Annotated in this window: 11 protein-coding genes and 3 pseudogenes; 4 read left to right on the top strand and 10 right to left on the bottom strand. The window is 56.6% G+C overall.

Annotated elements, in window-relative coordinates; all coding sequences use genetic code 11:
* The first annotated feature begins 26 nt into the window (after positions 1-26).
* Positions 27-695 (top strand): cupin domain-containing protein, encoded by a 669-nt coding sequence (locus OAN307_RS10475; RefSeq protein ID WP_044044663.1) that lies wholly within the window; start codon positions 27-29, stop codon positions 693-695.
* Between the two features lie 80 nt (positions 696-775).
* On the opposite strand, the gene OAN307_RS10480 is transcribed toward OAN307_RS10475, so the two are convergent.
* The 4 genes and pseudogenes from OAN307_RS10480 to OAN307_RS10495 all read right to left on the bottom strand — a co-directional run bounded on the left by OAN307_RS10480 (position 776) and on the right by OAN307_RS10495 (position 5,871).
* Entirely contained in the window at positions 776-1,339 is a 564-nt protein-coding gene (locus tag OAN307_RS10480; RefSeq protein WP_015499723.1) for a sarcosine oxidase subunit gamma, read from the bottom strand.
* Positions 1,332-4,269: pseudogene (locus OAN307_RS10485) on the bottom strand (sarcosine oxidase subunit alpha family protein). The gene OAN307_RS10480 and the pseudogene OAN307_RS10485 overlap by 8 nt, the downstream one beginning before the upstream one ends.
* Positions 4,266-4,553, bottom strand: a complete 288-nt coding sequence (locus OAN307_RS10490; protein ID WP_015499724.1) for a sarcosine oxidase subunit delta — start codon at positions 4,551-4,553, stop codon at positions 4,266-4,268. The pseudogene OAN307_RS10485 and the gene OAN307_RS10490 overlap by 4 nt, the downstream one beginning before the upstream one ends.
* 67 nt (positions 4,554-4,620) lie before the next feature.
* Positions 4,621-5,871: pseudogene (locus OAN307_RS10495) on the bottom strand (sarcosine oxidase subunit beta family protein).
* Positions 5,872-6,039: 168 nt separating this feature from the next.
* On the opposite strand from OAN307_RS10495, the gene OAN307_RS10500 reads away from it, so the two are divergent.
* Complete coding sequence (locus OAN307_RS10500) at positions 6,040-6,846, top strand: transglutaminase-like domain-containing protein (RefSeq protein ID WP_015499725.1); 807 nt, start codon at positions 6,040-6,042, stop codon at positions 6,844-6,846.
* 9 nt (positions 6,847-6,855) lie between these two features.
* Here OAN307_RS10500 and OAN307_RS10505 read toward each other — a convergent pair whose 3' ends face one another.
* From OAN307_RS10505 to OAN307_RS30955, 3 genes and pseudogenes are all read right to left on the bottom strand, one after another.
* Positions 6,856-7,125 carry a DUF1653 domain-containing protein gene (locus OAN307_RS10505; protein ID WP_015499726.1) on the bottom strand — a complete coding sequence of 90 codons (270 nt, stop codon included), beginning with the start codon at positions 7,123-7,125 and terminating at the stop codon, positions 6,856-6,858.
* Complete coding sequence (locus OAN307_RS10510) at positions 7,065-8,630, bottom strand: adenosylcobalamin-dependent ribonucleoside-diphosphate reductase (RefSeq protein ID WP_333783208.1); 1,566 nt, start codon at positions 8,628-8,630, stop codon at positions 7,065-7,067. Before OAN307_RS10510 ends, OAN307_RS10505 begins: the two co-directional genes overlap by 61 nt.
* Positions 8,617-8,703, bottom strand: a pseudogene (locus tag OAN307_RS30955) (hypothetical protein); the annotation flags it as partial. The pseudogene OAN307_RS30955 and the gene OAN307_RS10510, both read right to left, overlap by 14 nt.
* A gap of 365 nt (positions 8,704-9,068) precedes the next feature.
* Between OAN307_RS30955 and OAN307_RS10515 the strand changes: the two are divergent.
* Complete coding sequence (locus tag OAN307_RS10515) at positions 9,069-11,129, top strand: putative bifunctional diguanylate cyclase/phosphodiesterase (protein ID WP_015499728.1); 2,061 nt, start codon at positions 9,069-9,071, stop codon at positions 11,127-11,129.
* Between the two features lie 73 nt (positions 11,130-11,202).
* Positions 11,203-12,900 carry an adenine deaminase gene (gene ade / locus OAN307_RS10520; protein ID WP_015499729.1) on the top strand — a complete coding sequence of 566 codons (1,698 nt, stop codon included), beginning with the start codon at positions 11,203-11,205 and terminating at the stop codon, positions 12,898-12,900.
* Between the two features lie 150 nt (positions 12,901-13,050).
* Here ade and OAN307_RS10525 read toward each other — a convergent pair whose 3' ends face one another.
* The 3 genes from OAN307_RS10525 to OAN307_RS10535 are packed head-to-tail and all read right to left on the bottom strand — an operon-like array spanning position 13,051 to position 14,794.
* Positions 13,051-13,926 carry an MBL fold metallo-hydrolase gene (locus tag OAN307_RS10525; RefSeq protein WP_015499730.1) on the bottom strand — a complete coding sequence of 292 codons (876 nt, stop codon included), beginning with the start codon at positions 13,924-13,926 and terminating at the stop codon, positions 13,051-13,053.
* Entirely contained in the window at positions 13,923-14,357 is a 435-nt protein-coding gene (locus OAN307_RS10530) for a DUF6691 family protein (RefSeq protein ID WP_044044665.1), read from the bottom strand. The genes OAN307_RS10525 and OAN307_RS10530 overlap by 4 nt, the downstream gene beginning before the upstream one ends.
* The gene (locus OAN307_RS10535; RefSeq protein ID WP_015499732.1) at positions 14,357-14,794 is read right to left on the bottom strand and encodes a YeeE/YedE family protein; all 438 of its coding nucleotides are present in this window, start codon (positions 14,792-14,794) and stop codon (positions 14,357-14,359) included. Before OAN307_RS10535 ends, OAN307_RS10530 begins: the two co-directional genes overlap by 1 nt.
* Positions 14,795-14,856 lie beyond the last annotated feature (62 nt).

Genomic DNA, 14,856 nt, shown 5'->3' on the forward strand with positions numbered 1-14,856 from the left:
ACAGATCAAAACCGCATGAGGACGCCATGAAACTGAGATCAGATTTTTCCATCCGCGAAGTGGTCCGTCCCGGCGATGAAGGCTGGCGTGCTTCGCCGATGCCCGGCGTTGATCGTATGATGCTGGACCGCGTCGGCGATGAGGTCGCGCGCGCGACAACGATCGTGCGCTACGCCCCGAATTCGCGCTTTTCCAAACATTCCCATGAGGGTGGCGAAGAATTCATTGTACTTGAAGGCACGTTCAACGACGAATATGGAAGTTATCCCAAAGGCACCTATGTGCGAAACCCCGTCGGCACATCCCATTCGCCCTATGTCAGGCACGATGGCTGTACGATTTTGGTAAAGCTGCATCAGTTTCAACCCGACGACACGACCCCCGTGGTGATCGACACCGCGACTGCCACGTTCCGGCCCGGGCTTGTGGGTGGTCTCAGCGTCCTGCCGCTACACGCCTATGGGTCCGAAAGCGTGGCGCTGGTGCGCTGGGCACCCAACACGCAGTTCAACCCGCACACCCATCGGGGTGGGGAGGAGGTTTTCGTGCTTGAGGGGACGTTTCGCGATGATTTGGGTGACTACCCGCAAGGTACATGGATTCGCAGCCCGCACCTGTCCAAACACACGTCGTACATTGGACCTGAAGGAGCTTTGATTTTGGTAAAAGTAGGACATCTGCCAAACGACGACTGATGCGACAGAAATTTTCTGTCTGCGCAGGAGGTCTTAAGTTTTTGACGACAGTGCTGATCGCCCATGGCAATTTGTGGTGTTCAAGCGATTGACGCGGCGGCCATAATTAGCGCGTGATGCAACGTCGTCGCTGACGCTTGTGGGCCAAAGATGCGGATGTGATTATCATCCGTGCGCCGTAACACAAAGCAGCCAAGCTGGTGAATGACCGTTCGCTGCACGTCGCCCGCCACCATTGTGCGGATCGCAATGTTACACAATCGTTCACACATGTCGCGCATTGCGGGACCTGTGATGTCAAAACATACCCAAGCGCCTGATTGTTCCGTCACCGACGCGTTGTCGCCAAACAGGGTTTTCAGCTGGTCGGCGATCAATTCGTGGCTCACTCGCGGCGCGCTGATCATCCATTGATCCGGGCCTGTGCAAAACCCAGCGTCGGGGTCATGCAGCACCACGCGTCCGGTTTTGGGCACGGCGCCGATCAGTTTTTTCAGCACTTTGTGGCATGCAGCCTCGCGCCCTGTGCGCGCGGCGACCGACGCGAGCGCGACTCCGTCATTTTCCGTTATGGTGATGTGGTCAAAGGCATCGACGCGCCCTTCGGTTCCACCCAATGCAGTGACTGGTTGAAGATCATGCACGAAGCCGTTCCCCCTGTGGGTCAATGAAATGCGCGCTGACAATCTCCACGTTGACATTCACGCCTGTCAGCGGGCTGACCAGACGCATCTTTTCGCCCAACCGTTCGCTGCCGTTTTTGAGGAACCCGATGGCTATCGAATGGCCCAAGTTTGGCGAGTAACAGGCGCTTGTCGCGTAGCCTTGATCGTGTGCGGCATCGATCGGCCCGTCCGCGCTCATCAGGTGTGCACCTGCAGGCACCGGGTTGTTTGGATCGACTGGTTTGATGCCGACTTGGCGCAGATCACCATCTGCATTCAATCCTTCGCGCTGTGAAAGGACTTTGCCGATGCTGTCCTTCAGCCCACTCACCATGCGGTCCATGCCTAGGTTCGCGGCGGTTGTTGTGCCGTTCAATTCATTGCCCGCCGCATGACCCTTTTCGATGCGCATCACGCCCAAGGCTTCCGTGCCGTATGGGGTGATATCAAACTCCGCACCCGCCTGGATGATCTTGCGCATGAGTGCGTCGCCGTAGGCCGTTGGGACGGCGATTTCATAAGCCAGTTCGCCGGAAAACGAGATGCGGAACAGCCGCGCCCGTAAGCCGGCACAGATAGTGATGTTGGCGCAGGCCATGAAGGGGAAGGCGTCGTTGCTGATGTCTTGATCAACGATTTTCTCCAATAGCTTGCGTGCGTTTGGCTCTGCAACTGCGTATTGCGCCCAGGCCTCGGTGGTAGAAATCAGCTGCACGTCAAGGTCAGGGAACAGGCACTGGCGGACGAATTCCATGTGGCGATAGACAGCCAGGGCGTTGGCGGTGGTCGTTGTGACGACGAAATGATCTGTCGCCAATCGCCCCGCCGTGCCGTCGTCCAAGGCAATGCCGTCTTCGCGCAACATCAGTCCATAACGAACCTTCCCCACGGCGAGCTTTGCAAACCCGTTGCAGTAGATCTTGTTGAGGAAAATCGCAGCATCCGCACCTTGCACATCAATCTTGCCCAACGTCGTTACGTCGCACACGCCGACAGAACCGCGCGTCGCGAGAACCTCACGATCGACACTTCCACGCCAATGGGTCTCACCTTCTTTGGGGAACCACTGCGCACGCATCCAATTGCCGACCTCAACAAAAACCGCACCCTGTTCGGTGGCCCATTTGTGCGAGGGCGTGAGGCGTTTAGGGTGGAAATCCTGCCCGCGATGCCGCCCCGCCAAAACGCCAATTGCCGTTGGCGTATAGGGGGGGGCGGAAAATAGTGGTGCCAACTTCGGGGATGGTTTTACCGGCAAGTTCAGCCATGATCGCAAGGCCGCCCATGTTGGACGTTTTGCCCTGATCGGTCGCCATGCCCAGCGTGGTATAGCGTTTCAGGTGTTCGACAGACCGAAAACCTTCTTGGTGGCTCAGTTTGACGTCTTTCACGGTCACGTCGTTTTGCTGATCCAGCCACGCGCGGCTGCAGCCTTCAACGTACCAGAACGGCGTCAGCTTCACGGGCGTGTCTTCGGCCTCGGGTATCTTCGCCATGCGCCCCTTCAGGCCAAGCGCCAATTTCGCCGCCTGCGCCCCGCCACGCAACGCGCCAGCGGTGGACATTTCGCCATTGGCCGCCCCCGCGACGATCATGCCATCGGGCAGGGTGCCACCTGGGACGAACGCGGCCAGATCATCGTTCCACGTCGGGCGACCGCGTTGATGGCAGGTCATATGGAAGTTCGGATTCCAACCGCCCGACATCCCAAGCGCGCCAATATCAAGGGTGCGAGTGGTCCCGTCCGCCAGTTTTACTTCGGCGAATGTCAGACCAAGCCGCCCCTTGGTATCAACGACTTGGCCATGCACCACCTCAAAATCCAAACTTCTGGGCGCGTCCGCGCGCACGTCCACAACGGCCGCAATCTTAACGCCCTTTGCGTGCAGATCAGCCGCGGTGCGATGGCCGTCGTCATTGTTGGTGAAAATCGCCACGCGCTTGTCGGTGGCGACGGCAAAGCGGTTGGCATAGGTGCGGATCGCAGACCCCAGCATAATGCCTGGGCGGTCGTTGTTTTCAAACGCAATCGGGCGTTCAATCGCGCCGGCTGCCAGCACTGTGCGCCGCGTGTAGATACGCCACAGGATTTGGCGGGGCTTGCCAGCATCCGGCACTGCGATGTGGTCGCTGACACGTTCAACCGCACCGTAAATACCATGATCAAACGCACCGATAACGGTTGTGCGGGGCATGATGCGCACGTTTGGCAAGTTGGTGAGTTCGGACAGGACACCTGCCGCCCAGTCCGCACCAGCCTCGTCGCCTATGCTGAACGTTTCGCTGTTCAAACGCCCGCCCATACGGAAATCTTCGTCTGCGAGGATCACATCTGCGCTCGAACGCCCCGCCGTCAGTGCCGCCATCAGACCCGCAGGGCCCGCGCCGATAATCAGCAAATCACAGTGCAGGAACCCTTTTTCGTATACGTCAGGATCGTCGAGCAATGACAATGATCCGAGGCCAGCAGCCTTACGAATAATCGGCTCATATACCTTTTCCCAGAACACTTTGGGCCACATGAACGTCTTGTAATAAAATCTCGCCGTCAGGAAGTTTGAAAAGCGGTCATTGATCGCCATCGCATCGAACCGCAATGATCCAAGACGGTTCTGACTTTTAGCCTCAAGCCCTTCGAACAGTCCAATCGTTGTGGCCCGCGTGTTGGGTTCCTGGCGTGCACCGCTGCGCAACTCGACCAGCGCATTGGGTTCCTCGGATCCCGCAGACAAAACACCGCGCGGGCGGTGATATTTGAACGACCGCCCCATGAGGCGCACACCATTTGCGAGCAAGGCAGAGGCCAGCGTATCGCCTGCTTGCCCCGTGTAGGATTTGCCATCAAATTTGAATTTCAGCGGTGTGGCCGTATCGATCTGCCCGCCGTCCAATCTGTTTTTCTGGATCATTTCGAACGCCCCCTCTGGCGGGCCACATCGCGGGCCAACTCAACCTTGGAAATTTCATGGGTTAGCGTGTTGCGGGTCACGACAAGCCAGCTGCGATCGCCCGCTTCGTGAAACCACAACTCATCGTGCCAACCGGCTGGATTGTGGCGCAAATAGGCGTATTCATAAAAATCGCGCTCAGCGGTATCACTATCGGGATCGGGGCGATCGATCAGTTTGGCATCGCCCATATAGGTGAATTCCGCGCTGTCGCGTGGGCCGAGGAGGGGGTGGTCGATAATCATACGGCACCTTTGGGGGTGGATGTGGGACTTGAGTTGTAAGGCCAAGATGAAGGCGCGAAGAGGTGCTTCAATGCAAATTGGGCTGATTGCCCACGCCTTTTTCGTCGATCATCAGGCCGTTTTCGAACCGATCAAACCGGAACGCGGTGGCGGTGGGGTGTGGCGCGTCTTTCGCCAGTAAGTGCGCAAAGCAAAACCCGCTCGCAGGGGTCGCCTTAAAACCGCCGTAACACCAACCGCCGTTGAAATAGAGGCCGTCGATATGCGTGCGGTCGATGATGGGGGAACCATCCATCGACATGTCCATGATTCCGCCCCACATGCGCAACATCCGGGCGCGCCCAAAGGCTGGAAAGACCGCCATCGCGCCTTCGCAGACGTCTTCTACCACGGGCAGGTTGCCGCGCTGCGCGTAGGAATTGTAGCCATCCAGATCGCCGCCAAACACCAGGCCGCCCTTGTCAGACTGGCTGCAATAGAAGTGACCTGCGCCAAAGGTGATGACGCCGGGCAAGACAGGTTTTAGCCCTTCAGACACAAAGGCTTGCAACACATGGCTTTCCATTGGCAGGCGCATGTCGGCTTTGGACATTAGGCGCGATGATGATCCTGCGACCGCACAGCCGACCTTGCCCGCGCCAATAAATCCGCGTTATGTTTCAACGCCTAAGACTTTGCCGTGCTCAATCTTGAACCCCGTCACTTCGCAGTTCTGTATGATATCGACACCGCGACTGTCGGCCCCGCGTGCATAGCCCCACGCGACCGCATCATGGCGCACGGTGCCGCCGCGATGTTGTGCCAATCCGCCTTTGATGGGGAAACGTGCGTCTTCGGCGTTCAGATAAGGATAGCGTTTCTTGATCTGCGCGGTTGTCAGCATATCGGCATCAATGCCGTTCAACAGCATTGCATTTCCACGTCGAATAAACGCGTCACGCTGCGCATCGCTGTGGATCAGGTTCAGGATGCCACGCTGTGAAATCATCGCATTGTAGTTGAAATCCTGCTCCAACCCCTCCCACAGCTTTAGCGAAAATTCGTAGAACGGCGCATTGCCGTCCAACAGGTAATTAGACCGGATAATCGTCGTATTACGCCCCACATTGCCGCCGCCAATCCAGCCTTTTTCCAGCACCACAATGCGTTTGCCGCCGAATTCTTTGGCCAGATAATACGCCGTCGCCAGACCGTGCCCGCCGCCACCAATAATAATGATATCGTAGTGCGGCTGTGGCTCAGGATCGCGCCATGCAGGTTTCCAGCCTTTATGGCCAGTCAGGGCCTGCTTGATCACCTGAAAACCGGAATAGCGCATGTAAGTGATCCCTCTTCGGGATAGAGTGAGCGTTCAATTTGGCCGCGTCCTTTGGGGAACTGACATTTAGCGGTTCAAATGCGACATCCTTGGCCGCCGTGTCCGACTTGCAGTCGTGTTGCTTGCAGACTATGGCGCACCCAAGCCACACCTAGAAAGCCTGCACCCATGATCCTTAATATCGACGTTCAATTGGACTACCGGATGGATCAACCCACGGACGTCTTTATGCAGGTTCAGGTGCCAAACCTTCCCGATCAGCGTGTGCTTGCTGAAACTGTGACGATGTCGCCGATTGAAAACATCAGAGCTGTCGATGCCGAATCGGGCATCGGGCAGCGAACCTTGCTGCGCACCACGGGTGATCTGGCCTATTCATACAGCGCACAGATCGACGTGACCCGCCGCGTTCATGATATCGCCACTCTGTCCGAAATTGCGCCGCATAAATTACCAGGCAACGTTGTGCGCTATTTGATGCCATCGCGTTACTGCCTCCCTGATGAGGTGCAAGATCTTACGCAAACTAGGGGCAGGGCAGGTTTCGATCGTCTGTCAGGTGGTGCGCGGATCGCGGCGATACGTGATTGGATTTTTGAGCATTTTGAATATGTTATAGGGTCGAGTAATGCGCAAACCACTGCCGTAGACAGCTGCCGAAATCGCCAAGGTGTATGCCGCGATTATGCCCACGTTTTGATCGCACTGGCCCGCGCGGCGGCGATTCCCGCCCGCTTTGTCAGTGTCTACGCGCCGGACGTTAAGCCACAAGACTTTCACGCAGTCGCTGAAGTGTACTTGGACGACGCGTGGCATCTGGTCGACCCCACGGGCATGGCTCACGCGGACGAAATTGTACGGATCGGCGTTGGCCTGGACGCAGCTGAGGTGTCGTTTCTAAGCAGTTTTGGCCGGATGACGCTGTTTTCACAATCTGTCGGGGTGACGGTGTTAAACAGTCTGGCGGTTAAATAGTCCGGCGCGTCACAGTGGGCTGAACCGACCATCGCCGAACTCATCCGTTGGGCGCACCCAAACCGTGCCGTCCGCATCGTCATAAATCATCACATTTGATTGGTCTGCTTCCAGAATGGCGGGGCCGATCACACGGTAAAGCGCGCCCTTGTGGTGGCGATGTGTCGGTTGCCAGGCGTCTGTGCGCATCGCGCGACGCCAAAGGGACGCCAAGCCGATCACAACGACAATACCGATCCGGTGATCGTATTTGGCCGATAAGTCGTGCAGCCTTTGCAATCTGCATCATAGGCCGCACGGTAGATGTCTTTGAATGTATCAAATGGAATGTCCTCTGGACAATTCACGGTCTTGGAAATCCCGCTGTCAACCCATTCTTGCGCTGCGGCCTGCATGGCGACGTGATCGTCGGGTGACAAGTCAGCGACGGTCACAAAACTGTCCGGCAGTGGCGCATCGGGCCCGAATATCTGCGCAAACCGCCACACCGCATAATCTATGACCCGCTCGCTCGATTTATCGCCGTTGGGTTTGGTGATTGTGCGCAAAAACGAGGTCGAAAACATCGGCTCAATACCTGATGACACATTTCCCGCAAACATTGATTTGGTCCCCGTTGGGGCGATCGTGGTCAGCGTGCCATTGCGCAATCCGTGTTGTTCCACCAGCGTGCGAACGTCCGGATCCAGCGCTTGAATGCCCCGAGATGTCAGATGTTTATCGGCGTCATAGCGCGGAAATACCCCGCGTTCTTTCGCTAGCAGGGCGGATGCGCCGTAGGCTGCATTCTGGATTGTCTGCATCCAGCTGCCCAGTAAAAATACTGCCTTGGATGATCCGTACCGTGCGCCAAGCATGGCAATTGCATTCGCCACACCCGTCACGCCAATCCCGATGCGGCGCTGATCCTTTGCTTGCTGCTTTTGCGCCTCCAACGCAAAGCGCGACACATCCAACGAATTGTCGAGCATGCGAACCGCCACCCGCACAAGCTGGCGTAATTGTACCACATCCAGTCGCGCGTCAGGGGTGAACGGAGCGCTTACCAATTGTGCAAGATTGATCGACGCCAGCGGGCAGGTGCCGTTGGGGGGCAGTGGCTGTTCGGCGCACGAATTGGTTGCGGCAATGTTTTCAAGATAGCGCAGCGGATTGGCCGCGTTGATCTTGTCGATGAACAAAACGCCCGGTTCTGCTGCGGCGTAGGTCTGTTTCATGATTGCATTCCACAGATCGCGCGCCCGCAGGCGGCGCATAATCGCACCCTCCCAAACCAAATCCCATGTGGTATCTGCAGCGATCGCGGCCATGAACGCATCCGTGACCATGACCGACAGATTGAAATTGCGCAGCCGCGAGCGGTCTGATTTCGCGACAATAAACGCTTCGATATCGGGGTGATCGCAGCGCATCGTCGCCATCATTGCGCCGCGCCCCATCCCGCTTACGATCATTTTGCAGGTGACGTCAAAGATATCCATCGCCGCAAGCGGCCCCGCCGCGCGGCAATCAAGCCCGTGCACCACAGTGCCCGAGGGCCGCAAAGTTGAAAAATCGAAGCCAACACCTCCGCCCATCTGCATAGTCAGCGCGCCATCCTTGAGCGTGTCCATGATCCCGTCGACGGAGTCGGGGATCGTGCGCATCACGAAGGTGTTGGACAAGGTGACATTGCGCGCCGTGCCGCAGCCCGACAAAATCCGCCCCCCCCGGAAGCACTTTGAAATCGCACATTGCCGCACGGAAATCTGCCGCCACTTTATCACGAACCGGTAAGGCTTCATGCGTGACAAGACCGCTCGCAACTCGCGCCCAAGTATCGTCCACAGTTTGGTCAACTATGCCACCAGCCGTCACATACCGGTACTTCGCCCGCCAGATTTGTGCAGCTAATGGTTGTAAAAATGCCGCAGCTTTTTCTTGTGTCCGTTTTGCATCTTGCAATTTAGAATCCCACCCATGTATTTTATTACTATAGATTTAAACGTAGAAATGGTTAAAAAAACGTCAATATATTTTAAGCTTAAGGTTGTATTATCTGCTTTACAATTTCTTAAGAAATTGTTTGAATTCTTGAGAAGAAACCTGTGTTGGCGGACAGGCAATAGCGCAAACCAGCGGTTGGAAATTAGGATAATCTTAAGCGCCATTGCGTTAGGACTGTGTCGGTTCGTCGGGGATTGGCCGGGCGTACTTGGTTTCGAAAGGGGTTGGCATCAACCATGGCGGTCAGATCAATCAGGTCCACATTAGACATGGGCAGGCCCTCTTTAACCGTTGCTGACGCGTCGTTGGGCATCGTGCGACGCCTCATTGCGGCTGTTTGGGTCTTTGACATTGACCGCGCACGGGTTGTGTTAGCCAACGATGCCGCTTGCAGCTTGTGGCAGGCGGACACCGAAGAAGAACTGTGTGCTCGCAATATGGCATTGGACATGACGCCGACGGTGGCCAATCGGCTCAAGCAATATCAAAGTGATTTCTCTCGCTCGGATGCGATTTTTACAGAACTCTGGACGTTGTATCCCAACGGTGAACCCATGGGCGTCATGGTTGTCTTTCGTGGATATCGCCTTGATGACGGGCGCATGGGGATGCAATGCGAGGCGCTGAGCGACGCTGAGGATCAGCCCGACAACCTGCGCAGCGCCGAGGCGCTGTTGCACACCGATGTGATGATTACCTTGTTCTGCAGGGATGGGCCGCCGTTGTATATGAACCCTGCCGCGCGCAAGACATTTCGAGCGCCGCTACAGTCGTTTAAAGCTTTGCTGGTTGACCCGCAGGACTTTGCGCAGATGATGGCGCGCATTGACGATGTGGGCGAAAATCGGTTGCTTACGAAAGTGTACACCATTGCGGGGACCCGATGGTTCGACCTTTCCATCAAAAGCTGTTCAGACGCGGTGACGGGGCAACCTGCGATCCTGCTCACCGCCATTGATGTCAGCGAACTCAAAGAAGCCCGCGACACCGCGCGACATCTCGCGCAGCGCGATCAACTGACAAACCTGCACAATCGATCCTATCTACAGAGTTATCTTGAAGGGCGCGAAGGCCGTGGCGACACCGCTGGCTGCGCGGTGATCTTCTTTGATGTGGATCGCTTTAAACTGATTAATGACCGCTATGGCCATGACGCGGGCGATACCGTACTTAAACAAATTGCCACTCGTGCGCGCGCAGTTCTGAGCCCGCAAGATTTGGTCGCGCGTCTGGGTGGTGATGAATTTGTGATCGTCATTGACGGTGACAGTTCCAAAGCGACGCTTGAATTGCAGGTGGAAAAACGGCGGCACGCAATCTCCAAAACGATTTTGCACGACAAGACCCGCATCGACGCCACGATCAGCGTAGGGATCGCTGGACATTCGTCTGACACAGACAGTTTCTCGACTGTGATGCGTCAGGCCGACATCGCGCTTTATGCCTCCAAACAGGGTGGCCGAAACTGCACCACGTTTTTTACTACCGAAATGGGCGATGCCGCGATCGCCCGCGATAAGATTGAGGCTGCGCTCAGTCATGCTGTTTTGGCGGAGGAATTTATTCTGCATTATCAGCCCCGCCTCGATATCAAATCAGGAAAGATCGTGGGCGCCGAAGGTTTGGTGCGCTGGCTGCACCCCGAACGGGGCATGGTTATGCCGGACGTGTTCATCCCGATCTGCGAAGAGACTGGCTTGATTGACGAATTGGGTCGCATTGTTCTGGAAATCGGCTGCACCCAAGCGATTGCATGGCATCAAGCGGGGCTCGATCTTGATGTCTCATTGAATGTGTCGCCGCGCCAGTTTTCCGACCCGGGGTTCGTGACAACGTTGCAAGACCTCGCGGCGAAGCCGGGTTTCCCGCACGGCAGGATTGAGCTTGAGATCACAGAGACAGTGCTGATTGGCGAACACAACCAGATTGCCGAAAAGCTGCGGGCGATCACAGCAATCGGGTATCGCATCGCGATTGATGACTTTGGCACTGGCTATTCCAACCTGTCTTATATTTCGCGTTTTCCGCTGACCTGTCTGAAAATTGACCGCTCGTTCATTGACCAATTGCCGGCCTCGGGCCCGATCGTCCAGCTGATCCTGACCCTCGGCCAGCAAATTGGTGCGACAGTCGTTTCCGAAGGCGTCGAAACGCAGGAACAATTGGATTGGTTGACAGATAACAACTGTGGAGAAGCGCAAGGTTACCTCATCACGCGGCCCCTGGCGGTGGGTGATTTTGAACGTTTCGTGCAGACGTTCGCGCCATCAGGCCAGCTGGGTAACGATGATTACTAGCGCCTGACCCACTCCGAACCTAGACGTTGCCTGTGATCTGCTGTCTGGTGGCGCAAATGCAGGGGGATTGCACATGGCCGAACTCACAACGCGAATTGCGCAGGGGCGGGGCGACGCTCCGGCAGATTTGGTTCTACGTGGCGCTCAGGTGTTTGACGTCATCACCGGCGAGATGCTGGACGGTGACGTGGCAATTTGCGGCGATACGATTGTTGGCACCTGCGCGGATTACGACGGCCGTGAGGTCGTAGATGTCACTGGCCTCACCCTCGTGCCCGGTTTCATCGACACGCATCTGCATATTGAAAGCAGTCTTGTTACGCCGTTTGAATTTGACCGCCTCGTCACACCGCTTGGCGTGACCACCGCGATCTGTGATCCCCATGAAATTGCAAACGTTTTGGGCGTCGCGGGTATCCAGTATTTTCTTGCGGCGGCGCTTGAAACAGTTCTGGATATCCGCGTCAACCTCAGCTCCTGTGTGCCCTCGACCGACATGGAGACGTCTGGCGCGCGGATTGAGGCGGCGGACCTGATCCCGTTGCGCGACCACGCGGCCGTGATTGGTCTGGCTGAGGTAATGAATTATCCCGGAGTGATCCACCAAGACCCAAGGATAATGGCGAAGCTAGAGATGTTTAAAGGCGGCCATATTGACGGCCACGCGCCCATGTTGTCGGGGAAAGATCTCAACGCCTACATCGCTGCTGGCATTCGCACTGAACACGAAGCCACGACTGCCGATGAAGCCCGTGAAAAGCTGCAAAAAGGGCTGCGCGTGCTGATCCGCGAGGGCTCGGTGTCCAAAGATCTTGACGCGCTTTTGCCTCTGCTCAATGAACGGACAGCCAGCTATATGTGCTTTTGCACCGATGATCGAAACCCGTTGGATATCGGCGAACACGGACATCTGGATTACATGATCCGCACCGCCATCGCGCGCGGCACGTCGCCTGTCGCCGTCTACCGCGCCGCGTCGTTGTCGGCTGCCGAAGCGTTTGGATTAAAGGATCGCGGGCTTATCGCACCGGGGCAGCGTGCCGATATCGCCGCCCTTGGCAGTTTGGAAAATTGCGATGCGAAAATGACGTTTTGCGGCGGGATCCACGCCGCTGAAGCTGCGTTTTACGCACGCAAGATCACCCCCCCCATTGGGCGCAAGTCCGTCAAGGCTCCCAGCGTCACGGCGGTCGATTTTCGCACCACATCCAACCGCGCAGAGACCGACGTGATCGGCGTCATCCCTGGCAAAATCATCACCGACCATCTGTATGAAGTTATCGAGCCGCGAAACGGTGACAAAGCGCCCGACATCGCCCGCGACCTGATCAAAATCGCCGTCATCGAGCGCCACGGAATCAACGGCAACATCGCCACGGGCTTTGTCAAAGGCTTTGGTCTCACACGCGGCGCCATTGCATCCACCGTCTGCCACGATCATCACAACATCGCCTGTGTTGGTGCAAATTACCATGATATGGCGCTGGCCGCCAATCGCATGACTGTGCTTGAGGGTGGTTTTGTCGTCACTGAAAACGGGAAAATCCTAGCCGAACTCGCACTCCCCGTCGCAGGCCTTATGAGCCTTGAGCCTTTCGAACACGTCCGCGAAAAACTTGAAATCCTGCGTGCTGCTGCCAAATCGTTAGGCGTCACACTTGAAGAACCGTTCCTGCAACTGTCGTTCCTCGCGTTGCCGGTGATTCCAATGCTGAAAATCACCGACCGTGGCATGGTCGACGTCGCCAAATTCGAAATCATCGCGTCCTAAACACTGTTCCCCGTCTTTGTTTTAAAATATCTAAGGTTCCAAAGCCAAGATCGAAAGCCAAGATCCGAAGTCAGGTGTCTGAAGGACGGAGCATTGCGCCAGAGCCATGAGGGTGCGGGTTGCGCGCCTTTCACGCTCGCGGCACGCGCATCACAACCCGTTCACAGGCACCTTCAGCACCGGATTTCCGTCCTTATCTGTCGGCACATGGCCCGCCCGCATGTTCACCTGTAATGCGGGTATGATCAGTTTTGGTACCGCCAGTTGCGCGTCGCGATCTGTTCGAAACTTGATGAAATCTTCGCGGGACTTTCCGCCGCCCACATGGATGTTGGTCGCCCGTTGGTCCGCTACGGTGGTTTCCCACGCAATCGCGCGGCCATTTGGCCCGTAATCGTGGCACATGAACAGGCGCATATCGTCGGGTAGTGCCAGTACTTTTTGGATGCTGTCATACAATTCACCCGCGTCACCACCTGGGAAATCTGCCCGCGCTGATCCGCCGTCGGGCATGAACAGCGTGTCCCCGACAAACGCGGCGTTCCCCATCACATGCACCATACAAGCAGGCGTATGCCCTGGTGTGGCCATGACAAAACAGCTCATCTCGCCAACGGTGTAGGTGTCGCCGTCGCTGAACAGTGCATCAAACTGCGACCCGTCGCGCTGGAATTCCGTGCCCTCGTTAAACACTTTGCCAAAGGTTTCCTGCACCACCATGATCTTTTCACCAACGCCGATCTTGCCGCCTAGCTTGTCTTGCAAATAGGGCGCAGCGCTCAGGTGGTCCGCGTGCACATGGGTCTCAATAATCCAGTCCAGCACCAGCCCGCGTTCGCCAATCCGCGCAATCAGCTGATCGGCGTTTTGCGATGTGATGCGTCCGGCGGCGTAATCAATATCCATCACGCTGTCGATAATCGCGCAATGATCCGAATTTGGGTCCTTGGCGATATAGCTGATTGTGTTAGTATCATTGTCAAAGAATCCTTCGACGTGCGCCTTAATTTCCATGTTTACGGTCATGCTGTATGTCCCAACGGTTGTGATCTTGATTTAATGGCCTTGGCAATAACGATGCCAGCGATCATCGCGCCCGTAAAGGTCAGCACGGCAGGGTCCAGCGTTCCGATGACGGGCAACGCCCCACCGGGGCAGAACCCAGCGACGCCCCAACCGATGCCAAACGCAGCCGAACCTGCGATCAGCGGCACATCAATACGGAGCAGCGTTGACAGGTGGAATATGTCGGCCATACGTGGGGCAGGACGGCGCAAAACGATGCGATATCCCAACGCAGTGACGCCCAATGCACCGCCCATAACAAACGCCAGCGACGGATCCCATGTTCCGGCAACATCAAAGAAGTTCAACACCTTGGCAGGGTTTGCCATGCCACCCAAGATTATGCCGAACCCAAAAATTAACCCGGATTCATAAGTCATCAAAAACCGCATCATGCCGGCCCCCCAATCACATGGCGCGTAACGTAAACCGTCACAACTGCCGCGAACATAAACACCACCGTGGCCACAACGGATCTCGGCGACAAACGCGCGATGCCACAGACGCCGTGCCCTGATGTGCATCCGCCGCCAAATGTCACGCCTACCCCGACGATCAACCCGCCAATAATCATAGCTGCCGTCGAAACCGGCACTTGAACCGTCACCGATTGCCCGATGATTGACCAAACGAGCACGGGCGCGCTAACCATTCCGGCAAGCAGGCTTGCGCGCCAGCCCCATTCGCTGCGCGACGTTGGCATAAGAAAGCCCGCCAAAATGCCAGTTGCGCCCATGAGCCGACCAAAATTCGCCATCAGCAGAACGGACGCCAGCCCGATCAAAATGCCACCCCCAAGGGAGGCGAGGGGTGTAAAGTCAGTTGGCATAGCGGTCCTCATGAATGGGTCCGCTTAACGTACGCTTGAAACGCGATATTACAACTGCTCGC

It is taken from the genome of Octadecabacter antarcticus 307 (assembly GCF_000155675.2).
Lineage (GTDB): Bacteria > Pseudomonadota > Alphaproteobacteria > Rhodobacterales > Rhodobacteraceae > Octadecabacter > Octadecabacter antarcticus.